The sequence below is a fragment of the Peribacillus sp. BM1 genome (assembly GCF_056679975.1).
The window spans coordinates 3,071,339-3,095,663 of record NZ_CM155259.1 but is presented as its reverse complement, the minus strand read 5'-3'; the positions used below and the strand labels follow the sequence as shown (position 1 = coordinate 3,095,663).

At 34.5% G+C, this 24,325-nt stretch carries 19 protein-coding genes and 4 pseudogenes; 4 read left to right on the top strand and 19 right to left on the bottom strand.

Annotated features, from left to right (window positions below):
• Positions 1-427 precede the first annotated feature (427 nt).
• Positions 428-1,795 carry a guanine deaminase gene (guaD, locus tag AC1MGI_RS14980; RefSeq protein WP_480345935.1) on the top strand — a complete coding sequence of 456 codons (1,368 nt, stop codon included), beginning with the start codon at positions 428-430 and terminating at the stop codon, positions 1,793-1,795.
• A gap of 261 nt (positions 1,796-2,056) precedes the next feature.
• Here the strand turns inward: guaD and AC1MGI_RS14975 are convergent.
• Positions 2,057-2,191: pseudogene (locus tag AC1MGI_RS14975) on the bottom strand (spore photoproduct lyase family protein); the annotation flags it as partial.
• Positions 2,192-2,373: 182 nt separating this feature from the next.
• Between AC1MGI_RS14975 and guaC the strand changes: the two are divergent.
• Positions 2,374-3,357, top strand: a complete 984-nt coding sequence (guaC, locus tag AC1MGI_RS14970; protein ID WP_480345934.1) for a GMP reductase — start codon at positions 2,374-2,376, stop codon at positions 3,355-3,357.
• 339 nt (positions 3,358-3,696) lie between these two features.
• Here the strand turns inward: guaC and AC1MGI_RS14965 are convergent, their stop codons facing one another.
• The gene (locus AC1MGI_RS14965; protein ID WP_480345933.1) at positions 3,697-3,855 is read right to left on the bottom strand and encodes a hypothetical protein; all 159 of its coding nucleotides are present in this window, start codon (positions 3,853-3,855) and stop codon (positions 3,697-3,699) included.
• Between the two features lie 214 nt (positions 3,856-4,069).
• Between AC1MGI_RS14965 and AC1MGI_RS14960 the strand changes: the two genes are divergently transcribed.
• Entirely contained in the window at positions 4,070-4,558 is a 489-nt protein-coding gene (locus AC1MGI_RS14960) for a low molecular weight protein-tyrosine-phosphatase (RefSeq protein WP_480345932.1), read from the top strand.
• A gap of 452 nt (positions 4,559-5,010) precedes the next feature.
• Here the strand turns inward: AC1MGI_RS14960 and AC1MGI_RS14955 are convergent, their stop codons facing one another.
• The 4 genes and pseudogenes from AC1MGI_RS14955 to AC1MGI_RS14940 all read right to left on the bottom strand — a co-directional run bounded on the left by AC1MGI_RS14955 (position 5,011) and on the right by AC1MGI_RS14940 (position 9,394).
• Positions 5,011-5,742: a polysaccharide deacetylase family protein gene (locus tag AC1MGI_RS14955; protein ID WP_480345931.1), complete on the bottom strand. Its 732-nt coding sequence runs from the start codon at positions 5,740-5,742 to the stop codon at positions 5,011-5,013.
• A gap of 499 nt (positions 5,743-6,241) precedes the next feature.
• Positions 6,242-6,526, bottom strand: coding sequence for a hypothetical protein (locus AC1MGI_RS14950; protein ID WP_480345930.1), 285 nt, complete (start codon positions 6,524-6,526; stop codon positions 6,242-6,244).
• A 45-nt stretch (positions 6,527-6,571) separates the two neighbouring features.
• Entirely contained in the window at positions 6,572-7,924 is a 1,353-nt protein-coding gene (locus AC1MGI_RS14945; RefSeq protein ID WP_480345929.1) for a methyl-accepting chemotaxis protein, read from the bottom strand.
• Between the two features lie 469 nt (positions 7,925-8,393).
• Positions 8,394-9,394: pseudogene (locus tag AC1MGI_RS14940) on the bottom strand (PTS sugar transporter subunit IIC).
• 283 nt (positions 9,395-9,677) lie between these two features.
• Here AC1MGI_RS14940 and AC1MGI_RS14935 point away from each other — a divergent pair.
• Positions 9,678-10,100 carry a VOC family protein gene (locus AC1MGI_RS14935; protein ID WP_480345928.1) on the top strand — a complete coding sequence of 141 codons (423 nt, stop codon included), beginning with the start codon at positions 9,678-9,680 and terminating at the stop codon, positions 10,098-10,100.
• Between the two features lie 236 nt (positions 10,101-10,336).
• On the opposite strand, the gene AC1MGI_RS14930 is transcribed toward AC1MGI_RS14935, so the two are convergent.
• The 13 genes and pseudogenes from AC1MGI_RS14930 to AC1MGI_RS14870 all read right to left on the bottom strand — a co-directional run bounded on the left by AC1MGI_RS14930 (position 10,337) and on the right by AC1MGI_RS14870 (position 24,071).
• On the bottom strand, positions 10,337-11,473 hold the full coding sequence (locus tag AC1MGI_RS14930) for a 5-methyltetrahydropteroyltriglutamate--homocysteine S-methyltransferase (RefSeq protein ID WP_480345927.1): 1,137 nt from the start codon (positions 11,471-11,473) through the stop codon (positions 10,337-10,339).
• A gap of 137 nt (positions 11,474-11,610) precedes the next feature.
• Entirely contained in the window at positions 11,611-11,874 is a 264-nt protein-coding gene (locus AC1MGI_RS14925) for a hypothetical protein (RefSeq protein WP_480345926.1), read from the bottom strand.
• Between the two features lie 335 nt (positions 11,875-12,209).
• Positions 12,210-12,965: an ATP-binding cassette domain-containing protein gene (locus AC1MGI_RS14920; RefSeq protein ID WP_480345925.1), complete on the bottom strand. Its 756-nt coding sequence runs from the start codon at positions 12,963-12,965 to the stop codon at positions 12,210-12,212.
• 18 nt (positions 12,966-12,983) lie between these two features.
• The gene (locus AC1MGI_RS14915; protein ID WP_480345924.1) at positions 12,984-13,751 is read right to left on the bottom strand and encodes an ABC transporter permease subunit; all 768 of its coding nucleotides are present in this window, start codon (positions 13,749-13,751) and stop codon (positions 12,984-12,986) included.
• Positions 13,752-13,766: 15 nt separating this feature from the next.
• Positions 13,767-14,759: an aliphatic sulfonate ABC transporter substrate-binding protein gene (locus AC1MGI_RS14910; protein ID WP_480345923.1), complete on the bottom strand. Its 993-nt coding sequence runs from the start codon at positions 14,757-14,759 to the stop codon at positions 13,767-13,769.
• Positions 14,760-14,839: 80 nt separating this feature from the next.
• A complete protein-coding gene (locus tag AC1MGI_RS14905; protein WP_480345922.1) occupies positions 14,840-15,655 on the bottom strand; it encodes a VOC family protein in 816 nt (271 codons plus the stop codon).
• Positions 15,656-15,670: 15 nt separating this feature from the next.
• Positions 15,671-16,867: a M20 metallopeptidase family protein gene (locus AC1MGI_RS14900; RefSeq protein ID WP_480345921.1), complete on the bottom strand. Its 1,197-nt coding sequence runs from the start codon at positions 16,865-16,867 to the stop codon at positions 15,671-15,673.
• Between the two features lie 407 nt (positions 16,868-17,274).
• A complete protein-coding gene (locus AC1MGI_RS14895; protein ID WP_480345920.1) occupies positions 17,275-19,857 on the bottom strand; it encodes a DEAD/DEAH box helicase in 2,583 nt (860 codons plus the stop codon).
• 389 nt (positions 19,858-20,246) lie between these two features.
• A pseudogene (locus tag AC1MGI_RS14890) lies at positions 20,247-20,360 on the bottom strand (IS3-like element ISBce13 family transposase); the annotation flags it as partial.
• Between the two features lie 258 nt (positions 20,361-20,618).
• Entirely contained in the window at positions 20,619-20,816 is a 198-nt protein-coding gene (locus AC1MGI_RS14885) for a hypothetical protein (protein ID WP_480349901.1), read from the bottom strand.
• Positions 20,817-21,000: 184 nt separating this feature from the next.
• Positions 21,001-21,879, bottom strand: a pseudogene (locus tag AC1MGI_RS14880) (serine/threonine-protein kinase).
• 465 nt (positions 21,880-22,344) lie between these two features.
• Entirely contained in the window at positions 22,345-23,106 is a 762-nt protein-coding gene (locus AC1MGI_RS14875) for a sugar phosphate isomerase/epimerase family protein (protein ID WP_480345919.1), read from the bottom strand.
• 59 nt (positions 23,107-23,165) lie between these two features.
• The gene (locus AC1MGI_RS14870; RefSeq protein WP_049684104.1) at positions 23,166-24,071 is read right to left on the bottom strand and encodes an AEC family transporter; all 906 of its coding nucleotides are present in this window, start codon (positions 24,069-24,071) and stop codon (positions 23,166-23,168) included.
• Positions 24,072-24,325: the final 254 nt, after the last annotated feature.

The following is a 24,325-nucleotide window of genomic DNA, read 5'->3' as shown; positions in this document are numbered from 1 at the left end:
AATTATTAATATAACGGAATTTGACTTATATCCCTTCCCCATTATTCACTCCCCAAATTGGATAAGCGAAATAGTAAAATAAAACACTCTAGAAATAAACCAAACTATTTTAACTTTGTATTCTTCAAAATTATCACTTCACTAAAGGCAGTTCTATCTCCCTTTACTATTTATTTAGACACTCATTTATCATTTAAGTTTTATTTTTTCATTACCTACTCCGTTTGTATCCAAGACCTGATTCCTAGCAGAATAATAGGATCACGAAATTTTGGGAGGATTTGTTCGGTGTAGGTACCAAATCTTACTATACCCAATAGATACGAACACTACCTTGTCTTTTTGTTTCTTTTTTAATAGACTTCACATTTCAAATGTCCTATAATAGCAAATATATTTCCAAAATACGAACAATAAGGTGTAAAATATGAAAAAATATACGAAAATTTTCCAAGGGACTGCTTTTTCCAGCCAGTCACCAAAAGAAGTACAAATTTTAAAAGATTATCTCTTTTGCATTAATGATAAAGGAATGATCGAAAAAGTTGTTGCTCCAGAAGATGCCGACTATCAAATCTTATTAGATGCCTATCAAGGCGAAGAAAACTTCCATTGTTTAGCTGAAGGTCAGTATTTCTTACCGGGTTTTGTTGATTTGCATGTTCACGCGCCGCAATGGGCTCAAGCAGGAACCGCTTTAGACATCCCACTTTATGATTGGTTAAACACTTATACTTTCCCGCTTGAGTCTAAATTTTCGGATTTAAATTTTGCAAAAGATGTCTATCAAGATGTAGTTCGCACTCTACTAGCAAACGGAACAACTACGGCACTTTATTTTGCAACTGTACATAAAGATGCAAGTTTATTGCTTGCTGAAATATGCGCTGAAAAGGGACAACGCGGTTTAGTTGGGAAAGTTGTTATGGATGATTCCGAACAAAATCCAGAATATTATCGTGACGTTGATACGCAAACAGCATTAGCGGATACGGAAGAATTTATTTTAGCTGTCAAAGAATTAGCGAAATCATCGAAACAGGGTGTCTACCCAGTAGTTACGCCCCGCTTTATTCCAAGTTGTACGGATGATGCCCTAACAGGTTTAGGTGAATTAGCTGCTAAGTATGATACATACGTCCAATCGCACTGCAGTGAAAGTGATTGGGAACATGGTTATGTGCAAGATCGCTTCAAAAAGAACGATGCGTTTGCTTTACATGATTTCGGTCTATTACGTGATAAATCTGTCATGGCGCATTGCAATTTCTTAAATGATGATGATGCAGATTTATTTGCTGAAACGGGCACTGCTATTTGTCATTGTCCAATCTCAAATGCTTACTTTGCTAATAGCGTCATTCCGATCGCTCATTTTCATTCAAAAGGTGTTGAAATTGGTTTAGGATCCGATATTTCTGGCGGTTTTTCACCTAGTCTTTTCGATAATGCTAGGCAGGCTGTAATGTCATCAAGAATGTTAGAAGATGGTGTTAATACAGTTCTTCCTACCAATGAACGAGGTGTATCAAATTCACGCATCACCATTAATGAAGCGTTTTATTTCGCAACTGCTGGTGGTGGTGAAAGTTTAAGCTTGCCAATCGGTCGCTTGACAGAAAACTATGCTTGGGATGTACAAATCATCGACACTACATTAGATTCTGCAAAACTACCTATTTTTCATGCAAATGAAGATTTACATGATGTCTTCCAAAAGATCATGTATCTCGTTCGACCTGAGAACATTCGTGAAGTCTGGGTACAAGGCGAAAAAGTTCATTCACGTATGTGAGTTAATTCCATTTTATTTGGAACTTTGCGCAATTTTAAGAAGTAAGACTTACTGCAAAAACTCTCTTGTGCTAAATAAATTCCGAGTGAAAATTTTAACACATTCTCATTTTGAATGATAACAATTATGTAGGTAATTCATCGAAGAGCCGCCAAGACTAAACTGTCTTGGCGGCTCTTTATCTTTTATATTTCTTGTCTTATTTCTATTTTCCAGAAAACCTGTACATGGCCCAATTTAAGCTGCTGGCTTTCTTATTAGTTATGTGAAATATTCTAATTTGATATTTAGAACAAATTTCACCATATAGATATAAAGATGATTTTTTATATCCTCTTCTTCCTCTGTTTGATAGATGTATTTTCCGATTCCATATTTCCTCCACTTATACCTTCTCTAAAATTTTTACTCTAGATCTCAAAAAATACTTTTTTCATATAGATTATTACTTTCTGTATGTCATGTACATAATATGGTATAAAACATTTGACATACTGATAAAAATGAGGTAAATTACCATTTGGACGAACAATTTTATTTTATACAAACTTCAATATTCGTATATAGGGGTGTAAACCATGGAAAATGTGTTTGATTATGAAGATATTCAATTAATTCCTGCGAAATGTATAGTGAATAGCCGATCTGAATGTGATACAACTGTAACATTAGGTGAACATACATTTAAGTTGCCGGTTGTACCTGCAAATATGCAAACTATTATAGACGAAAACATTGCAATTTACTTAGCGGAAAATGATTACTTCTATGTTATGCATCGTTTTGAACCAGAGAAACGACGCTCTTTTATTAAAGATATGAAATCACGTGGATTATTCGCATCTATAAGTGTTGGTATTAAAGATGAAGAATACGATTTCATCCAACAACTATCCGATGAACAGCTTTCACCGGAATATATTACGATTGATATCGCACATGGTCATTCCAATGCGGTGATTGAGATGATTCAACATATTAAGAAACACTTACCACAAAGTTTTGTTATTGCAGGAAATGTTGGAACTCCAGAAGCAGTAAGAGAATTAGAAAATGCCGGTGCAGATGCGACAAAAGTGGGAATTGGACCTGGTAAAGTATGTATCACTAAAATTAAAACTGGATTTGGAACTGGTGGATGGCAATTAGCGGCACTACGTTGGTGTGCAAAGGCAGCAAGCAAGCCGATTATTGCTGACGGAGGAATTCGTACGCATGGTGATATTGCTAAATCAATTAGATTTGGTGCATCGATGGTCATGATTGGCTCATTATTTGCTGGACATGAAGAATCACCAGGACAAACAATTGAGAAAGATGGCAAGCTTTATAAAGAATACTTTGGCTCAGCTTCAGAGTTTCAAAAAGGTGAAAAGAAAAATGTAGAAGGCAAGAAAATGTTAATGGAGCATAAAGGTGCTTTAGAAGATACGCTAAAAGAAATGGAACAAGATCTTCAATCCTCTATTTCTTATGCTGGTGGAAATAAGTTAGAAGCAATCCGCAATGTCGATTATGTCGTAGTTAAGAATTCAATATTTAACGGTGATAAGGTCTATTAATAATTCTAAATCATTTTGAAATTAATTGGATTTAGAATATTCTATTCCGCGAATTGGTGAGCAAGTTACTTTGGTACTTGCTCACCTTTTAGTTTAAAAGGGATCCCTTTTAATACAGTAATTTCATTTATTCCGGCCGTAGAAGAATTGTTTTTAGTTTTAACTCCTCATCTCCCCGACGCCTACAATTTCTATAAGATCCAACAGCTCGCTGAATTCCTATATTGTTTTCCTTAAGATGTGGATTATACCAACAGGTATCAATCCCATAATTTATCCTCCTCTATCGACGTTAGGATTCTATCTAACTACCAATAATCTCAATATAAGCATGATGAACTATAATATAGCTGCTTCTTTCTCAGCTGCTTTGCTTTCTCTGCTTGTTTCTTCAACTACGTTTTCTTTAGTTTCCGTCGATGTCTTTTCTTTTTCTCCACAACCAGCTAATGCAAATACTAGTAAAACAGTTGCACTAAAAGCCCAATACCTTTTCATTAATCTCTCTCTCTTGTATAATTTTTACTTAATGTACAAAACTCATTATATTGAAATTGATAATCATTATCAATACTTTTTTAGTTAAATATCGCTTAATTTCTTATTTTTTCAAATTGTGGTATAATATTGTGAACAAATTAATTATTTAATAAAAGAAATTCTTCTTATAAACCATCCCCATTTTTACTAAATTAAAAAAGGAGTCATATATATGATTAAGGTCTTATTCGTTTGTCTTGGAAATATTTGTCGTTCTCCGATGGCTGAAGCATTATTCCGTAATTTACTTGAAAAAGAGAATCTGCTCGAAAAAGTTACTGTGGATTCCGCTGCAACAAGTTCATGGCATATTGGCGCCCCACCGCATAAAGGCACACTTTCCATTTTAGAAAAATACAAAATCTCATCAAAAGGTCTTGCAGGACGTCAGTTGATAAAAGAAGACTTTGAGAAGTTCGACTACATTGTAGGCATGGATAATAGCAATATAAAAAACATATATGAAATGACAGGACAACCTAATCATCCGAAGATTATCCGTCTTCTCGACTTAACAAATCATAAAATCGATGTCCCAGACCCATATTACACAGGTGACTTTCAGGAAACATATAACCTCATCATGGACGGTTGCAAAGAATTACTTGTGAAAATTAGTAAAGAGAATCAACTTAACAAAATAAGCGACCACCGAGTGTGATGATCGGGTGGTCGCTGTCCTCTTTCCTATTTGCTTACTTCTCTCTAAACATATTAGTATCCCCTTTCCCCTCCATCGTGTTAAATTTAAATATTCGATTCCATTCCATCTACTAAGATCCTTTTTAGACTCACGATATATTTTGTTTGTTTTTCACTTGGCTTCTAAGCGAATATTTTGGTTATCTTTTTAAAGTAAATGGTGTTGTCTTAGCTGTTACGCATCACTTCTAAATTCAATTTTACTCCCTTGGCATCTAGCTCAAATCCATATCTATTCCTTCCATCGACTCCATCCAAATCATCACTTAGCCACTATGTTCTGCTGGAGTGTTCCTGTTAACATCTACCTAATGATTTTCTCTTTCTTTTACCAATTAACATTTTCAACACTATAAACTTATGGCCTTAACGCAATAGAAAAGCGATTACGCAATACAGCAACTACTTTCATTATCCGTCAACTAACTCGGCAAATTCATTAATAGTCGTTGAATACTTCACATAGATTCGGGGTAAAAGAAAAAGTTCGTCTTTTAAACCAATTTCAGTATATGATGTAGGGGTTGTCGTAAGACCAAACGAATAGTACTTTTTCGTTTCTGATACGACCTTATCATTGAAATTTCCATACGGATACGCAAGAGCAATAACTGGCTTTCCTGTTATTTGTTGAATTTTATCTCTGGACCCTTTCAGTTCAAATTCATAATTTTTTATTTTCGTCAAATCAGGATGAGTAGCAGTATGTGATTGAATTGAGATTATACCTGAATCAGTCAACATTTTTAAATCCGATTTCGTTAATCGATGAGGTCGACCGATGAAGTCGGAAATAACAAAAATGGTGCCAGTAGGTTTAAATTTTTTATTTTCCAGTTTAAGGAATACTTCGAATGCATTAAGATTATTTTTATATCCGTCATCAAAGGTAATAAAAATGGGTTTATTTACTTGAGAAATATCTTGCCACCGATCAAAAGTTAATAATGTGTAGCCTTGATCTCGTAAATGCATCATTTGTTTCTCAAAATTCTCCGGGGTTACATATAAATCTTTCGCACCGTTACCTTTATACTCATCGATTGAATGATAAATTAAGATAGGAACTTTCCGCTCTGCAAATATTTGTGATGGAAGAAATAAGATCAGCAGACACAAGTAAATCACTGTAATTTTTTTCATAAAACTCCCCCGCTTTGCGTCCTAATTTATACCTTTCTCAACTATTATTCCAAAACAACTTGGTTCTATAATAATTTCACCTAGATTTTATGCCTTCTACTATTTGAATCAGTTTTGATCATCACAAAAAATTCAAACCTAGGTTTGAAAAAGAGTTTTTTATCCTCTATTGATGTAAGGTGCAGAATCCTGGAGCTTATACGGCAATGGAAAAGCTGAAGAAATATTTAATAATGTTGAAAATGTAAAAAGACTTTCCAGAATGTGAAATAAACCCAAATAATCAGCTAACTCCGAAACAAAGATAAAGTGAAAATTCCATCAGTGGCGATATTACAGCCTGTTAAACCGGGATAAAATTAAAAGGGTGTCCAAAACGAAGAGTCAGACCTCACCTCTACTATCTATCGTTTATACGGCGTGCATCTGACACGATAAACGATGTATAGAGTATGAAGTACCCTTTTTTGGACACCCTTTTTAGTTCATCACTCGTTATTTACCAACTTCTCTTTAACATCACTTGGATTAAGTCTATATTATTATCAATAAAATTCAATCTTTCACGGGAAACAACTGTCCATTCTGGATTTTGACCCATAGCTGCTAAAATATGCGTAGCATTAAACGTATATTTTTTATAAAGCTCGCTAATGATATAACTTATTCTATCTGTCTCGCCCGTCTTTTGCATGATACTTTCAATATCTTGTTTTAACCAAATTGGGGTAAATTCAATGGCTTTTTCAACCAATATTTCATATTCTTTTTCATTATTTCCCATATTCGTCCTCCTTCTGCTGTACATATTATACCACTTGATTCTATATTATTTTAGACCTTTCATTAATTCTACTGTAGCTTCATCTAGCTCTCTTAAATAACTTGCAATATTAGTTCTATTCCCACTATTTACTGCACGAATGACTTCTTTTGAAAGTGAGTGTACTTTTTTATGTGGTTCATAGATTTTTACGACCATATCATCGGTTGGATTAGATTGTTTCGTATTTTCTAAATGCTTTCCAAGTGTACACGAAGTATGATCCCCTATACTACTTTCATCGAGTTTTACAAAACCACATACTGCATTATAAGCTTTCCATTTCCATAAGAGATGTTCGGCAGCAACTGGTTTTAATCGTTGATTTCCTTTAAAATCCTTAAAATAAGGAAGTGCAGTATTTCTCTGATTTTCTGCCATCGTACTTATCGTATAAATACCCTGCCCTGTTCTCATACATATGTCACTTAGCATTTGAGTTTGATGATTAATTTCACTTAATCTTGCTGTGACTTCTTGCGTAGTCGCAGATTGTTCTTCTACATTGGCTGTAATATTTTCAAAGACTGAATTAATTCCCTCTAAAGACACTTCCATTTTATCCATTGATTCTACTGCTTGATTAATATGTTCTTTTCCTTTTGAAAACACATTTACGGCTTCAGATATCGCTTGTTCTGAAACACCAATTTCAGTTCTTAACTTCTTTACCATATCTTTTATATAGTTTGCAGAACTTTTCGTACTCTCCGCTAATTTTTTGATTTCATTTGCAACTACTGCAAAACCCCTACCTGCGTCTCCTGATCTAGCCGCTTCTATACTTGCGTTTAAAGATAATAGATTCGTTCGTTCTGCTACTTCGTTAATGATATTAACTACTGTATCAATCTCTTTTGTGTCTTCTACTACTTGTTGCATTTTATCCTGAGCTTTATTAATTTGTTCAAATGATTGATTAACATATGTAAATGATTCATGAATCGTTTCAAGAGAATTTGTTGATATTGAAACCGCTTCTTTAGTTGTGATTAATGAAGTTTGAACATGGTTCGCTACTTCTTCAATCGCATGGCTCATCTCTTCACTACTAGCCGCTACTTCTTCCACGGATTCTTTTTGAATAGATATGTGGTCTACCATATCTTTCACATAGTCCATTTGAGTAACAAATTCTATCAATTCACTATTGAGCAAAAATTGTTCTCTAACTTGAGAATTCTTTAATTCAAGTATTTTATTAATCATGATTTCTACTTCATTATTCCCTTGTAAATATGCATCACCAGATAATTCATAATTTGCATTCATTTCGTAAATTCTTTCTAATTCAACAATCAATTGATTTTCGGAACAATTCCCCTGAGTAAGTTCTTTACTTTTGCTAAATTTAAACATAAATTCCTCCAAAACGATGTAATCGCTACCATAAATAATTTTAAAAAGTGTTTATAATCCCACCTTTTTCGGTATATCTTATTGAAATTATCAAGCATGAATAGCAAAATAGTGCAAATGTATGTACAGCCTTCCCATAACGAAAGGATCAAACACTTTTATTACATCCTCCATTTTAGTACTTGGATCATCTACTTAGCTTTATATTGAATCTAATTTCACAATTCCATTATTAAATCCTTATTATACATATTTCGACGCCTTTCTTCTAGTAGTTTTTTAAAATATTGATTTATAAGAATGATTACTATTTTTAAAACAGGTGCTTACTGATAGTATCGAGCGGATAATAGAATGATTGAAAGGTGTTGAAAATAATTCGTTCATATTTACTCCGTTCACTTTACATTCTCCCACTAAAAAACACCTTGAACAGCTAATATCTGTTCAAGGTGTGTAGTTTGAGTGATTACTCAAAATATAGTTTATAATCTTCCGCTTTAATCATTTTTAATTTTCTAGCGAATAAATAAATCAGACTGAGATTCAACACAATCGACAGAATAAAGAATGTGTTAAGCATAATCATAACATTTTTAGATGTCCAACCGCCCTCAGCTAAATTGATATAATTTAAAGGTGTTTCTTGAATATTTAACATACCAGCTAATGCTCCAAGGATCGCTGCTGTAATCAACATTGGAAACGCGATTTTTGGTTTCATAAAAAAGTTTCTCATTTGAATTTTTGGCGCTCCTAACACATGCGCGAGTGCCGTCCCAAGAGAATTTGCTCTATAGCTTGCAAAGGATAAACCGACACCTGCTGCAACAATTCCTAGATTAGCTTGCACCAGAACCTATACCTGAAAACATAATCACAGTTGCGACCCTAACCGTGGAAATGGGTGACAGAATAATAAGACAGAAAATAACAGCAATGATTGCGCCCATTAAAACGGGTTGTAAAGTCGTCACATTTGAAACAGCGACACCGAGTAAACCTGTAGAACTTTTCACAAACGGTAAAATCAAATAACCAATCATACCTGGAACTAAAATACCGAGAGTTGGCATTAATAGAATAGAATAAGCTTTTAATCGGTCTCCTATAAATTGAACGAAAATCACTGTCAATGTAGCAGTAATTACCGTGTTAATTACAATTCCTATACCATTCAGGGCAAAGATCCCGTCAGCCGTTTTTTTGAATGGTACCACTTCCAACCATTGCAGCTATCCCAACACTTGCTGTTTGAATGGGAGTTAATTTAAACGAAACCCCTACCATTACACCAATCATCACAGGTAACAAACTCATCACAAATACTGTGATATCGAATAGATGCTGTAATGCAGGAAAATGAGGAATCAATAACTTAAGAATTTCCCCTAACAGAGCATTTGGAATTAATGAAACCACAATCCCAATACTCATTCCATTTAACAATTTACTGAAAAACCCTTTCATGTTGTACTCTCCAATCTAATCTATTAATGATGTTAATTACAAGTAATTTTCTGATAATATTCAACGTTTTTTAACACTTTAACGCGAATGTGTATAAAAGAATATCCTTGTGTGTTAAATGAAAAGTTTCCGCTATTTTTCGGAGTAGGTATTTTTGTGATTACACTGGTAAATGATACAATATAAAGTGAAACTTCAATCAGTGGGGGTACTGCCCGTTAATGCGGGATAAAATGTAATCCTTTATCACTGATTAACAAGTAAACACTTAGGAGTGAAGGAAATGTCTGTTGATGTTTATTTTAATTTTAATGGAAACTGTCGCGAAGCAATAGAATTCTACGCACAGGTTTTTGAAACAGAAAAGCCACAAATTATGACTTTCGGAGAGGCGCCGCCTAATCCAGAATATCCTCTTCCAGAAGAAGCAAAAAATTTAGTCATGCATGCACGCCTTAAAATTAGTGGCAGTAATGTTATGTTTTCTGATGTTTTTCCTGGTATGCCTTTTATTGAAGGTACCAACATTAGTCTTGCTATTGTAAGCGAGAATTTGGATGAAATTAAATCTCAGTTTGATAAACTAAAAGAAGGCGGCACTGTTGGTATGGAACTTCAAGAAACATTCTGGAGCAAATGCTACGGCCAATTAACAGATAAATTTGGAATTGGTTGGCAATTTAACAATGGCATGAATGAAATGTAATTTTATTAAAAAAACTATGATATAAAAAAAGGAAATGGAACCCTTCTTCTAAAACAATAGGTCCATTTCCTTTTTTTTTGTGAAATTTCGGATTGTGCAATAACCTATGTACAAGAATAGGTACTTTCTTGCGAGGGGAAATCTTAGGTGGAGGTTTCTTCCCTTCTTCTCTCTCCAGTAGGGGCTATGAACGTATTACTAAAGATTAGATGATTTTTCATAATAAGAAATCAATATTATTTCCAAATTTCATTAGCTATTTCGACAACTAATCCTAGCTTGTTCCATTGATCTTGCTCGGCAATTACATTTCCTTCTTCCGTAGAGGAAAATCCGCATTGTGGACTTAAACAAAGTTGATCAATCTTCACATATTTCGCTGCTTCTGCAACACGCTGTTTGATCTCCTCTTTATCTTCAAGTTCACCAGTTTTTGATGTGATTAACCCCAAAACTACATGCTGATCTTTAATAAATCGTAATGGCTTAAAATCACCTGAACGATCATTATCAAACTCTAAAAAGAAGGCATCCACATTTACACGTGAAAACAATTCATCTGCAATTGGCTCATATCCACCTTGATATAACCAAGATGATTTAAAATTCCCTCGACAGATATGAAGAGTAATGGCCATATCTTCTGGTTTATTCGCAACCGCTTCAATGGTAATATCCGCAAACTTTTTCACCAATTCATCGGGTTCAAAACCCTTTACTTTAATCTTTTCTCTGAAATCATCACTGAATAAAGCGCCCCAACTCGTATCATCTAGTTGTAAATAACGACATCCAGCATCATAGAACGCTTGAATCGCTTCTTTATATACCTTGACAATATCTTGTGCAACCTCATCTAGTGATGAATAAGAAGGATTATCTAAATAAACTTGACTGTTGATCACACCTGAGTAAAAAATCATATTAGGTCCTGGTATCGTAAATTTGGCAACATGGTCTCCTGCGATATTTTTTAAAAATTTAAAGTCTTCCAAAAACGGATGATTTTTAGGGAAGTTTAATTTAGAATCAACAGTATATAACGTCGCTTTCTTCATCGCTCCATGAAATAACCCAGATGCCTCAATTTCATAAACTCTAATACCTTCTAACGCCTCTATAAAATCCAAGTGCCACCATTTCCGTCTAAATTCACCATCCGTCACAGTAGTAAGGCCAACTTCTTTCTGCTTTTCAACAAGCTTTCCAATTTCGATATCCTCAATTGAGCGCAAATCTGTTTTAGAAATTTGACCTTGCTGATATTTTTCTTTTGCATCCTTTAAAACTTGTGGACGAAGATAGCTACCTACCTGATCTGCTCGAAAAAGGGGAATTTTTGTTTTTATTGTATTTACGTTTATCTGATTCATACTACCTCTCCTCGTTTCCCAATGAAGAATTTCCTTATTCCTTTATATAAAAAAATATTTTCAACATCATTTTGCTTATTTACATTTTTATTTTGTATCTACTTTTTTAAAGCTTACAACCTTAGTTAGAACACGACTCACCTTGCATAAGTTTTTAGCCTTGGCAGCACAGGATCCAATACTTCTTTAGCAATATAGTCTGTATCCAAACCGATGCAATGCTGCCCATCAAATTCTACAGATCGGGCTTTCTCAAGATCATTACAAAAAATAAACGATATAATTCCGTTCTCTTCTATCATTTCAGTATATGTAAATGAAATATCATGATCTAAGAAGTAGCCTTCAAATGCGATGTATAACTCATCAATATTCGTTATATTTAACGATGTAAGTTTCAAATGAATCATCTCCTATGAATATAGGATAACAAAAGATTAGAATTATGACAAAATTAAAAAAATTCATAGAGCTATTTCTGGGTCAACTGAAGTGACCCTAACACATTTTTTCTTTAAATAGACGAGCAAAAATACATGAGAATATTACCAAGACTATGCAACTGAATAAAATCAATTCAAATAATTTTTACTTTTTTTCTCTTACCAAACATAACATTCGGATTATATTTAGTAGACGAAGGCCTTTATTTAGCTATTGTCAATTCAAAAAGAGAGCAGGGATGATACCTCCTACTCTCTCCTTTCACAAACTATATAATTGGAAAGTTTCTCTTTTATGATTCCATAATTTTATCAAGAATTTTCTTCTCTATTTGCGCTAACGTCACATCAGAAAATTCACGCGGTCGCTTTACTGTATTTTTTATATTTAAAGTGATATCTCCGTCCTCAATTAAGATAATTCGATCTGCTAATTTCACAGCTTCACGAACATCATGGGTGACGAGTAATGCTGTAAAACTCTGACTTAGCCAAAGTTTTTCAATTAAATTTTGCATATCCATGCGAGTTAGCGCATCTAACGCACTTAATGGTTCATCCAATAATAATAAGGATGGTTTGTGCACTAAAGCTCTAGCAAGTGCAACCCGCTGTTGTTGTCCACCAGAAAGTGTCGATGGCCATTGATCTTTAAAAGAAAGCAATCCAACCAAATCTAAGGTTTTTTCTGCTTTTTCCTTCCACTTCCCTTTTAACCCTAAACCTACATTATTTAATACTGTTTTCCAAGGTAAGAGACGAGAATCTTGATACATCATAGTAGCGCTTGATTTAGAGTCTTTAATAGATTTATCATTAAAGGTGATTTGACCAGATGTAGGTTCCTCTAAACCTGCCACTAAACGTAAAAGAGTACTTTTTCCACTTCCACTTTTACCAACGATTACAACAAACTCTCCTGACTCAATTTCTAAAGAAAGATTTGTTAATACTGTTTTATCTCCAAAAGATTTATCAATATGCTGTAGATGAATTTGAATAGCTTTATCATTAATTATAGATTTTTCCACCAAAGATGGCACACCCATAATAAATCCCTCCAGACATTACTTAATGTAACTTTTATGCCACCTTAGTGCCTTTCGTTCTCCCCATTGAGCAATTAAATCGGCTACTTTTCCGAATAACGCATATAAGATAATCGTAATTAGGATAATGTCTGACTGCATAAATTGTTGAGCTGTCATAGCCAAGTAACCAACACCCCTTGAGGTTGCTATAGTTTCAGCAACAATTAAAGTAATCCACATGATCCCTAAGGCATAGCGCAGTCCTACAAAAATAGATGGTAGCGCACCTGGCAATAATACTTCTTTAAACAGTGCCCACCCTTTTAATCCATACATCTTTCCCATCTCAATAAATCCTGCATCAATATTTTTAATGCCATGAAGGGTATTAATATAGATAGGAAACATTACACCTATAGCAACGAGAAAGACTTTTGCTCCTTCATCTATTCCAAACCAAATGATTACAAGTGGAATAAGTGCTAAGTTCGGAATATTCCTAATCATCTGCAATGACGTGTCTGTAAACAGGTATGAGAATTTAGACAATCCATTCGCAATTCCTAGAATAAACCCTATACCTCCCCCAATTAGCAAACCAATGAGAGCTCTAGCTAAACTTATTTCCATATGATAAAATAATTCGCCCGACATAACTAAATGATAAAAGCTCGTTAACACGGTAAAAGGAGCTGGTACAAGTCGGGTTGATATCCATTCGTTCGCAGAAACAAATTGCCATACTATAACCGTGGCAATCGGGATGATCCAAGGGATAATTTTTGGTATCAGTTTATTATTCATTGAAATTCTCCTAGCTTATTTAATCGGCATATATTCAGCTACATCTATTTTTGTTGGAATGAGTCCAAGTTCATAAAAAACATCTGCCTGTTTTTGCTGGGCAGCAATGATTTCTTCATTTATTTTGTTAACACCATATTCACGACGATCTGTTGCCTTAGCGATAATGGCTTCATCTATTCCTAACATTTTAGATACTAATTTTACGACTTCTGGTTTATTCTCATTTGCCCAAGTATCAGATTCATCTGTTGCTTCTAGAATTAGTTCGACTAATTCAGGATGTTCTGTATTAAAATCTTCGTTAGCATAATAAAACGTTCTATTTGGATAGCCGTAATCTTTACCTTCTGTTAAGTTTACAGTTTCTAAGTCTATTTCAGTACCTGCTAAGAAAGGATCATATGAGGCGAGTACATCAATTTTATTCGTTTCAAATGCAGTTCGACCTTGGGCTGCATCATTTAAATAGACCCACTCTACATCATCAGCACTTAAACCTTCATCTTCTAAGGCAAGAACCGCTAAATAATGATGGTTTCCACCTTTTAAAACGCCAATCTTTTTGCCTTTTAAGTCTTTTATTGATGTAAAACCAGAATCTTTGTGAACTAATACGCCAACACCTTCAGGATTCGGTAAATCAGCACCAACATAAACCAGTGGCTTAGTACCTGCTTGGGCCACTATCCCTGCTCCATCGGCTGCGTGGCCAAAATCAATATTTCTTGTAACGAGACCCTCTACTACTGCATTTCCATGGACAAACTCTTTCCACTCGACTGAATAACCTTTTTCTTTCAGTTTTTCTTCCAAGATGCCACTTTCTTTTAAGATATTAATCGTATTTCCTTTTTGATACCCAACTCGAATCGTTTTATCTGTATTTCCTTTCGAGTTTTGACCCGAAGTTGAATCAGAATTAGATGCAGCACCACAACCAGCTAACACCACAGCAAATACAATAATCATACTAATTAAGGAAAATAAATTTCTTTTATTTTTCATCGTTTATACCTCTATATATTTTATTTTTATCTGTTTACTTGGTTTTAAGTTTAAAGAATATACGAATGCAGCTATTTTATTTAACGTTTGATAATGTTATAAATTCCTCCTAATAAGTTAAATGTAACATCACGGCTACCACCTGAAAAGTTCACTTGAAAAGGTTTCTCTCCCCTTTTCTCAAGTATTTCCGATACAATGCCTTCGCCAATCGGACTACAGAACACTAAATTACCTCCTGGAAGTTCTAATGTTTGGCATCTCGCTTGAAGATTTTCATCGATATACGCATTCCCGACCTTTAAATCTAGCAAGTTTGACCATTTTTTCACAGTATGATTTACATCTTTTACTGTAAACATTACATGTGAAAAGGCGACCTTAGCAGGGTGTGTTACGATCACTTTCTTATTAATTTGTTCAATTCGTCTTTCCTCATCACTTTCATTCCATTGAATAATGAATGGTAATTGTAATTCATCACTTTCGTCACCAACAAATAATAACTGCCATTCTATCAAACTTCCATCTGGCCTTTTTCTACTGTAAGGAATGGGTCCATTGACAATCAATCCTTTTTCACGAAACCGATTTGCTGCTCCATCAATATCTGCTGTCCGCACTGAAAAACGAGAAAAACCTTCAACAAATTGGTCTAAAACGACTGTTTCAGGCAAGCTATATTTAAGATGCTCAGTTTGCTCAACTAAGGTTCGATCATATGTACTTAGAAATTCGATATAACTTAAATCAAAATAACTAAGAGCATTGTATGTACCGCGATTTTCATGTACTCCACCTTCAACTGCATGAATTCCCTGTACCTTTAATTCCTTAATCGCTACTTTAGGATCCTCTACAAAATGAACTAAGTGATCGAAAATAAAACTCATCATTACCCCTCCATCTTTTTACAATAAATAATGTAAAGCAATTTTCACGAAACTTTTTTCTATATTTAATAATGCTCTTTCATCGAAATCAAAGCGAGGGTGATGGTGCGGATAATGCGTATTATCCCGTTCATTTCTTGCACCTACTTTGAAATACGTACCCGGTTTTTCTTGTAAAAAATAAGAAAAATCTTCTGCGCCCATGGAAGGTTCTAAAGGGATAACCGCCTCGTCTGTAAAAGTTTCTGATAAAATATTCCTTACTGTTTCTGTTTCCTCGTTATGATTATATAAAGCGGGATAACCTCTGAGATAATCCATTTTATAAGTAGCGTGAAATCCGGTTGTGATTCCTTTTACAATCGTATTGATTTCATTTTCAACCTTGTCTCGTACATCAGCATCAAATGTCCGAACAGTTCCTTCTAATTTGGCAGAATCCGCAATGATATTAAACGCTGTCCCTGCCTGAAAAACGCCTATTGTAACAACGGCTGATTGTAATGGACTAATTCTCCGACTGACTATTTTTTGCAAAGAACTAACAATTTCACTTCCGATTACAATCGAATCAATCGAATCTTCCGGTTTTGCCCCATGTCCACCTTTTCCTTGGATAATAATTTCAAATTTATCAACAGCAGCCATTTTATATCCTTCCCCTACAGCTATTTTTCCTAGGGGAATCTCAGTAGCCAAATGTGCAGCAAATACATAGTCCACATCATCCAAAATGCGCTCAGCAACCATTGATTTCGCGCCACCAGGAGGAAGTTCCTCAGCATGTTGAAAAATAAATAGAATTTTCCCTTTTAAGCAATCATGAAATTTACTCAATGTTTGGGCAACACCTAATAAAGCAGAAGTATGGCCATCATGACCACACGCATGCATAACGCCAGGGTATAATGATTTGTAAGCAACTTCCTTTTCATCAATAATCGGGAGGGCATCAAAATCAGCTCTTAATGCAATGGTTTTCCCAGCTTTTTCTCCCTGTAAAATTCCAACAACACCGTTCCCTCCAACCTTTTCCATTACATCCAGACCAAAGCTACGTAATTTTCCGGCAATAAATTCGGCAGTATGTATTTCTTGAAAAGAAAGCTCGGGATGTTGATGTAAATATCTTCTCCAATTAACAGTTTGCTCAAAGTTATTGTCAAGTTCACTAAAAATAGATGCTAAAACTTCACCATACTGTACAGTTCCCACTAGTCTCCTGCCTCCTTCTATTCATTGAATTTTATTAACCACTGTAAATTAATCGGAATAATGTATTTTAATTATAGTCTTTTAATTCAGAAAATTCAACAGCCGTATCAATTATTATTAAAATCTTTCCAGAGATAATGATTCGTACGTTATTTTTTAAAAAATGAAACCAATCACTTTTGTTATTCCCGCTCAAACAATTCAAAAAGAGGGTGCAATAAAAGATCAGATCTCTAACTCTTCCTAAATGCAGCATAAATTAAAAGTTTGTAACTATACTGGATTTAGTTTGTGAGATCAACCTTTTTGCTACCCTCTTATTAGTAGGTTATTAAATAGGTTGTTGTTTCTTAAATGCTTTTTTAACTATTTACATAAGGTCTTTTTCATTAGGTTTTTTAACTTATTTAAGTCCAGCGATTATTGGATCGAAATGTTCTTCTATGCCCACTATGATAACAAGCTTCGCAAATAGGAAAGCGTGAATCATCCGGCAGCTTTTTCCCGCATCGCTTGCATTTTTTCTGATAATTGATCACTTCATCTTTTAAGTGATCTTGAACACCATCGCTGATTTCTTCACGAACACGTTCCCAATAAACGGCTTCAGTTCCTCTATCCAAACGGTACAAAAATAAAAGGTGAAGACCAATGGCTTTATAAGAAAGTTCATGTTCCTCCAGATTTCTCGTTTTAATGATTGGTTCAGGAAGTTCTCTTTCTTCTGCAATGGCTTTTACTGTGTCAAGCCATTGACGAACGAGACCTGATTCTTTTGTTGAAAACGGTAGGTGGAGAAATCCGTATAAATCCATTAAGGAAAAACGTACTTCGATTTCGGTATCGCAAATCAGCTCATAAAGCTCTCGTTCCTCTGAAAGAGACGCTTTTTGCGTTCCTTTTGGCGGATCAAACTTCTGCCACATTTCAAAAAATGTTCCCATATGTCGGTAATATTTCAAAAATCGTTCAAATACAGCTGTGGTAGGTGCTATCGCAAAAGTCTGAATTGGATCATCTACTTGTTCAAGTAGCCTTTTCATTATTTTTATATCAGATGTAAATGCCACTTTTCCTGTATTATAAATTCCTTTTCTTCCCGCTCTACCTGCGATTTGCTTGACTTCCTGGGAAGTCAACCTTCTTCTGCGTATCCCATCAAATTTTTCAGTCTCTAGGAAAACAATGCGGCGGATCGGCAAATTTAGCCCCATACCAATGGCATCTGTTGCAACAACAACGGATGTTTCACCACGGTTAAACAGATCCATTTGTTTTTTCCTAGTTTCTGGCGGCATACTTCCATATATCATACTGACTTTATGTCCACTCCGTTGCAACCTGGACGCTGTTTCAAGTACTTGCCTCCTAGAAAAGCAAACAAGGGCATCCCCTTTTTCCGTATTTTTTAGGCTAAACTCTCTAGTTTCTACCTCCAAGGGAATTTCCCGGCTGTATTCGTGTAATTCAATATCTGCTTCCTCTAGAAGATCGATAAGCATCATTTTGATATTCTGACTCCCGATAACGTGGACCTCTTTTGCATTCGCCTTCGTGATGGCTCTATACCAAGAGAAACCACGGTCTTTATCAGAAATCATTTGCGCTTCATCAATGACGACCACATCATAATAGTCCTTCTCATGAAACATTTCGACCGTTGAGGAAATGTGGTTTGCTTCTTCCACAAGCTTTTCTTCCTCACCAGTCTTTAATGAACAACGAACACCGTCTGCATTTAGCTTTTCATAAACTTCAAGTGCAAGAAGTCTGAGCGGAGCAAGATACAGACCACTTTTAGCTTTTTTCATTTTTTGTAGTGCCTGGTGAGTCTTTCCTGTATTTGTCTCACCAATATGTAATACATATTTTTTACTTTGACCTAAGGATGGAGTATAAGCTTTACCAAAAATATCATCAATAATCCGTTCCTCTTCATCTTTCCTTCTAGCTTGTTCCGCAATTTCTTCGGCTATTTTTCGCTCCCTTTCCGTCTCATCCTTTTCAAAAATTTCTTGATGCAATACTTTGTCAAAAGGAATTTCCGCAAGTTTTAGCAAATCAGCCAAATATTCTTCTTGAAGTTCGTCAAAACAAGCTTCCGACAAATCAGCCCATTCATCACGCAGCAACCCTTTAAGAGTTCCAGCGGTCAATTTTTCTCCATAAGTTTTTGAGAAATCCTTAATTAGCTTGCCAGGTAAATGTTCCATTGCTTGTTTAGGTGCAATGTCTGAAATGAATTCCAAAACCATTTTTTCGTAGCGATAGTAATACGTTTCATATTCAAATTCACTTCTCCCCCAAATAAATAGGGAATGAATATCACCTGTCAGTTCTTTAAAAAAATCGGTTGCCATTACATAGGCTGCTTTGTCAAATGATCCTTGTTCAACCAATCGTTCTTCAAGTAGATAAGGCTCGGTATAATGGTACTTCGGTTTATTTTGAAGATCATCTGCTAAAACTCCAGCAATATGATGACGAACATGCAAATATAAAATCAGTGTATTCTCTTCAAAAAATTCACGAACTGTTTCTTGAAGCTTGACTCTTACTTTCCACCGCTCTTCAGCTTGTTTTTGTTCTTCCTGTCTTTTAAAGTAGGTTTCCCTTGCTTTTCTATATCTTAGCTCCCAGTCTTGCTGATTTTGAGAGAAAGTTTGTTTGATCCAAGGAATTACATCGAATGGTTTAATACTTCGCAACTCGTTGCGAAACAGATTGTTGATCAACTTATGAGCTACTCCTTCGGTCTCATAACCCTTATCTTTCAAAAATGCCTTCTTTTCTTTTCTTGGCACATCATTTGAAGCTTTATTCAACCAGACGTTTATCCAAATTTGTTCGATATAGTTCAGTCTGTCAGTTATGTATGTCTCATAAGCAGGAAGCATTTCTTGCACTTCTAAATAGCGTTCAATATCTTGAACAACTTTTTGTTTCGTATGCTCGACTGCAATCGGGTATATCTCTTCTAATTTTCCCATGTTGAACCCCTTTTATAGTTTACAGTATGTTGTTGTCTTCTATTTTACATTGTTTTATATTAATAATCTCCACAATAGACCTTTTATCCAAGTATTGTGGCTATTTAGCAGTGAAGGAACTTTATCTTATTATAAATCATATTTTGCCTATAATGCTCGATATTAAAGATAATTGGTATTATTGACCTTAAAGACTGGTTTTTATAATGGTAAGTGTTAATAAAGTTCTGAAATTCTTCTGGAGATGAATGAATAAAGAAGGAGGTAACGTAACAGTCCTTAGAATTCGAAAATAGGGGAAAATTCGATTTCGATATTATTAATAAACGATTTGTTTTAATAACTAAGTGCCCCTTTATAGACTAATCCTTTGATCTAAACGATATTATTGTTATATTTCGTGAAAAAGAATACCCAATAATTTTCTTTGAATGCAGATCCATAACCGAAGCTAAATAACACCAACCATCCCTTAAAATGTGAATATACGTAATATCTGCGACTCATTTTACATGCTTACTTATAGTTCCTCCATTTAATTGTTCATACTCAATGGTATTTAGATGAATTATTTCTTTATTGTTTAATTCTTTAATTATCTCTTGAATGCCCATACTTCTCCTCCTTCTATCAAAATTTTTAGTATCTTTATCCCATAAACTTCTTCTCTATCATTTTAATAAGATCTTATAAAACTGCTCCCCGATCAACAAAAAAGTGCCTTCTTATTCCAGAATTTCGCCCGTTTCTGGAATAGCCATTTAAGAATAATCGTTTCTCTTGCTATAAATTTCATAAGCCAAAAAGCCAAATAAACAGCCTATTCCAGCACCTAAACTAACTGTAAGTACTGAAGGGATCGGTAAAAATATGCCAGAAATTACACCGATAGCACAACCAAAGAGCATTCCGATTGGTATTAAACTATCTAATTTATAAAACAAAATAAGCGTTTCCATATAATCCTACTCCTATTAGCTTGTTAGCCAATTATATCAGACAATATAACTTAATAATTCTTTGTTATCTTCTTCCACTAACTTGCTTCGTTAGCTCAATAAGAAAAAGGAGATAACGTAATAACTCCGTTGTTCAACTCTTGCACCCATTAGTTTAAGTACATTTGTTCACAATCATCTTAGTTCAAAATAGATACTTTTTAGAAGCTGATTCCCACGCTAAGTAGAATTCTTCTACTGTTGAATATCTGTCTTTTTTATCTTACTCAACTGCCTTCATCGCTACTTCGTAAAGTTCCTGACCTGCATCCCACTTTAAAATTGAACGGTCAAGTTTTCTACCTAACAATCCAAATGCGATTGCCCCCATATTAAATACGTTAGTTCTTTCATCAATCACAGCATCCAATTCAAACTCTTCAGGCGACATAAATCTTGATGAACCCCTTAGTCTCCCCATCGTATTTATAAATGGTTTCTGCTTATAAAAATCAATATCACAAATCTTTGTGCTATTATTCTCGAAATTATATAAAATACTTCCATCATAAAAATCAATAGCTACATAGTTCTGCTTCTCCACATATACATGGAATTCAAAAATACATTTCAGTGATACTATACGAAATTCAATAGGTAATTGTTTAAATCAAAAAAATGGTGAATCAGGGTGTGTCTATTTCTGTGGCGGAGGAAAAGACCAATGAGAATGAAGACATTTCCCATCAAACCAATCGAATTCTAATGCATATCCCTCAGCAACTTGAAAATGATTTATTAATTTTATCAAATGTGGATGTTTCAACTTTTCATAAAGAGGAATTGACTGCTTTAATCTTGCTATTGCATCTTCAGGTTGTCCTGAATACTCTAAAGTCTTTGCCCCTGCATACTTCACAAACTTTTTAATACCGCCTTTTTCGATACCAAAACATATATTTCCAGAATCTTGTTCATCAAAGACACAAAACACTTCACCAAGACTTCTAAGCCATTGGAAATCATGTTTTTCTTTTAATTGGAATGAAACACTATCTAAACTGATTATTTGCGTATCGTTCATTTAATACCTCCAAAAACATACTTGTTTTCTACATTAATGTTCTATAACCATTAAATAAAACCTTTTTGTTTTACTAACCTGCCCCGTTAGTTGAATAAGGTTTTTTTGAATGTACGATATTACATATTTACGTACATTGAAAAGACCACTAAAAAGGGTCTTCTTCTTGAAATGTTGTCACCCATTAGCTTAATAAGCTAGATTAAAAAACTCCTCTTATTTTATTAAGAAGAGTTTACATAATCACGCTTATCGGTACTGAAAAAGGACCTTCCAGTCGAAGATCCTTTTAGCTGATTGTTTAATTAAAACACCAGTTACTTTAAGTAGGAAAGTTCACAAACTATTGCGGAGTCATTTGGGCTTCTATCGTTTGAACTTCTTCTTTTAGCTGTTCTTCTACTTCGTTTTACAAAAGAGGGCGATTTTTTTATTGAAACCAGTGGTCTCACATGTTCATATGTTTCACTCTATTCCATTCATCATAATATAATGGTAGCTTTCTTTTAAACACTGGAATGGATTTTTCCGCCATTTCTCCTGTTCCGCGAAAGCATATTTTACGCCAGTTTCGATCGTGGCATCGAAGATTTTCTTCCATTGGATTGCGCCTTGCCCAACAGGCATGAGCACTTCATTTCCATCCGAATCGATCAATCCATCCTTGAAGTGGATTAAATCATTTCGTCCTTTCACCTTATAAATCCATTCAATCGGATCTAGACCTGCATAGATGATTTGATAGATGTCTAATAAAAATTGAAAGTCCCTTCTGGTATTTTCGAATATGATGTCAAGTGAATTTTGCCCATCATATTGAAACACATCCTTATATCTTGGATGGAAGTTCAGAATTTTTCCTTTTGTTTCAAGGAATTCTGAAAGTTTATTCAACTCCTTTGCAAACTCCAGACAGCCCTCATAAGAATGGTAGCGCTCTGGAATCCCGCTGACGGTAATGTAAGAACCTCCCCAAAGGTCGTTGATTTCTATGACTTCATCCAAATGAGAAATGACCACATCATAATGGTCCTGTGTCCCTATGCATTCCAACCTCGTTTCCTTTAAGGCATCGTGAATGAAGTCCATTGGGATTTCAGGGTTGATCCATTGAATCTGAATCGTTTTATAACCGATCTCACTTAATTTTCTGAACGATGCCAAGACATCCTCAGGGGTTTGAAGATATTCCCGAACGCTTGAAATCTGTATGCCTAGTTTTGTCATAGTTGTCCCCCTTATTTCCTTATGTATTCGTTTTTAACTCCGTACCTGAAACCAATAATTTAAAGTATAAAGATAGCAAAAACATATAATATTACAATACTAATCAAAATTGTAATATTTGCGATCATGGCAATTAAATGAGTGGTCCTATATTTCAATTCAATTCCAAATACTAAAGCTGTCATTCCAACTGGTAGTAATAGTCCGATTAAGAGTGTATATCGAAACATTTGATCGAAAGGAAGGAAGAAGTATAATGCTAAACCAAAAAGTAGCCCTAAACCGTATCGGAAAGTTAAAAATTTCATAATAGGTCTAAAATATTTTTTGTCAAATGTAAAATTCAAATATAGTCCTAATAATAATAATGACAACGGCATATTTGCTTTAGATATAGTAGTAGCAACATCAATTATCGTAGAAGGCAATTGGATATGGCTATAATTTAGAATACTAGCAACGATATAAGTCATTAAGGGAATGGAATTTCCGAGTTTTTTTAGAATTGCAACAGGCTTAAGTGTCAGCCCCTCTTCTGAAAAATAGCTACCTAATATATAGCCAATTACCCAAATAACAATTGCAGTTCCTACATCAAACATTCCAAAATACATTAAACCTTCTGTTCCCCACATAGCATGAACAATAGGATATGCAAATAATCCAACGTTAGCTCCAGGGGCAAGCATTAGTAAAGTGCCTTTAAGTTCTTTTTCCTCTTTTTTAAATACAAAAAAAGTAAGAAACGCAGAAATTAGTCCAAAAATAATGACGATGACCGGTAACAAAATTAAAGAAGGTTCAATTTTAACAGAATTAAATGTCACAATGACCAAAGCTGGTAGGGTAATATTAAAAATAATTTTTGAAATTACTGCTCCATCTTTTTCCTTTAAAATATTTATACGTTTTAATAGATAACCTAAACAAATTATAAGTAATATATTTATAAATGCTTGATTCATTTCTAAGTTGCTCCTCTGCAAAATTGTAGTTTTTAAAAAGCAAATGATAAAATTTTGTCTCTTTAGTGATATCAAGAAGAATGGTAGCAACACCATTTACTATTGTAATGTAAACACTCCTCGCTTATATTATTTTTGGGTAATGCAAGAATCACGAACGCCTCTGGTTGGGCGCAATTCAATTTTATTGCGTGTTGACGCAAAAAACATTCGCTAGAACGGTTTTAATCAACAGAAGAAATAAATCTCAAATT

Coding starts and splice junctions, on each gene's coding strand:
- AC1MGI_RS14955 (WP_480345931.1), bottom strand. CDS start 5,742: ATGAAAAAAATTACAGTGATTTACTTGTGTCTGCTGATCTTATTTCTT.
- AC1MGI_RS14920 (WP_480345925.1), bottom strand. CDS start 12,965: ATGGGTGTGCCATCTTTGGTGGAAAAATCTATAATTAATGATAAAGCT.
- AC1MGI_RS14870 (WP_049684104.1), bottom strand. CDS start 24,071: ATGAATCAAGCATTTATAAATATATTACTTATAATTTGTTTAGGTTAT.
- AC1MGI_RS14910 (WP_480345923.1), bottom strand. CDS start 14,759: ATGAAAAATAAAAGAAATTTATTTTCCTTAATTAGTATGATTATTGTA.
- AC1MGI_RS14935 (WP_480345928.1), top strand. CDS start 9,678: ATGTCTGTTGATGTTTATTTTAATTTTAATGGAAACTGTCGCGAAGCA.
- AC1MGI_RS14885 (WP_480349901.1), bottom strand. CDS start 20,816: ATGGAAACGCTTATTTTGTTTTATAAATTAGATAGTTTAATACCAATC.
- AC1MGI_RS14905 (WP_480345922.1), bottom strand. CDS start 15,655: ATGATGAGTTTTATTTTCGATCACTTAGTTCATTTTGTAGAGGATCCT.
- AC1MGI_RS14960 (WP_480345932.1), top strand. CDS start 4,070: ATGATTAAGGTCTTATTCGTTTGTCTTGGAAATATTTGTCGTTCTCCG.
- AC1MGI_RS14915 (WP_480345924.1), bottom strand. CDS start 13,751: ATGAATAATAAACTGATACCAAAAATTATCCCTTGGATCATCCCGATT.
- AC1MGI_RS14965 (WP_480345933.1), bottom strand. CDS start 3,855: ATGAAAAGGTATTGGGCTTTTAGTGCAACTGTTTTACTAGTATTTGCA.
- guaD (WP_480345935.1), top strand. CDS start 428: ATGAAAAAATATACGAAAATTTTCCAAGGGACTGCTTTTTCCAGCCAG.
- AC1MGI_RS14950 (WP_480345930.1), bottom strand. CDS start 6,526: ATGGGAAATAATGAAAAAGAATATGAAATATTGGTTGAAAAAGCCATT.
- guaC (WP_480345934.1), top strand. CDS start 2,374: ATGGAAAATGTGTTTGATTATGAAGATATTCAATTAATTCCTGCGAAA.
- AC1MGI_RS14895 (WP_480345920.1), bottom strand. CDS start 19,857: ATGGGAAAATTAGAAGAGATATACCCGATTGCAGTCGAGCATACGAAA.
- AC1MGI_RS14875 (WP_480345919.1), bottom strand. CDS start 23,106: ATGACAAAACTAGGCATACAGATTTCAAGCGTTCGGGAATATCTTCAA.
- AC1MGI_RS14930 (WP_480345927.1), bottom strand. CDS start 11,473: ATGAATCAGATAAACGTAAATACAATAAAAACAAAAATTCCCCTTTTT.
- AC1MGI_RS14945 (WP_480345929.1), bottom strand. CDS start 7,924: ATGTTTAAATTTAGCAAAAGTAAAGAACTTACTCAGGGGAATTGTTCC.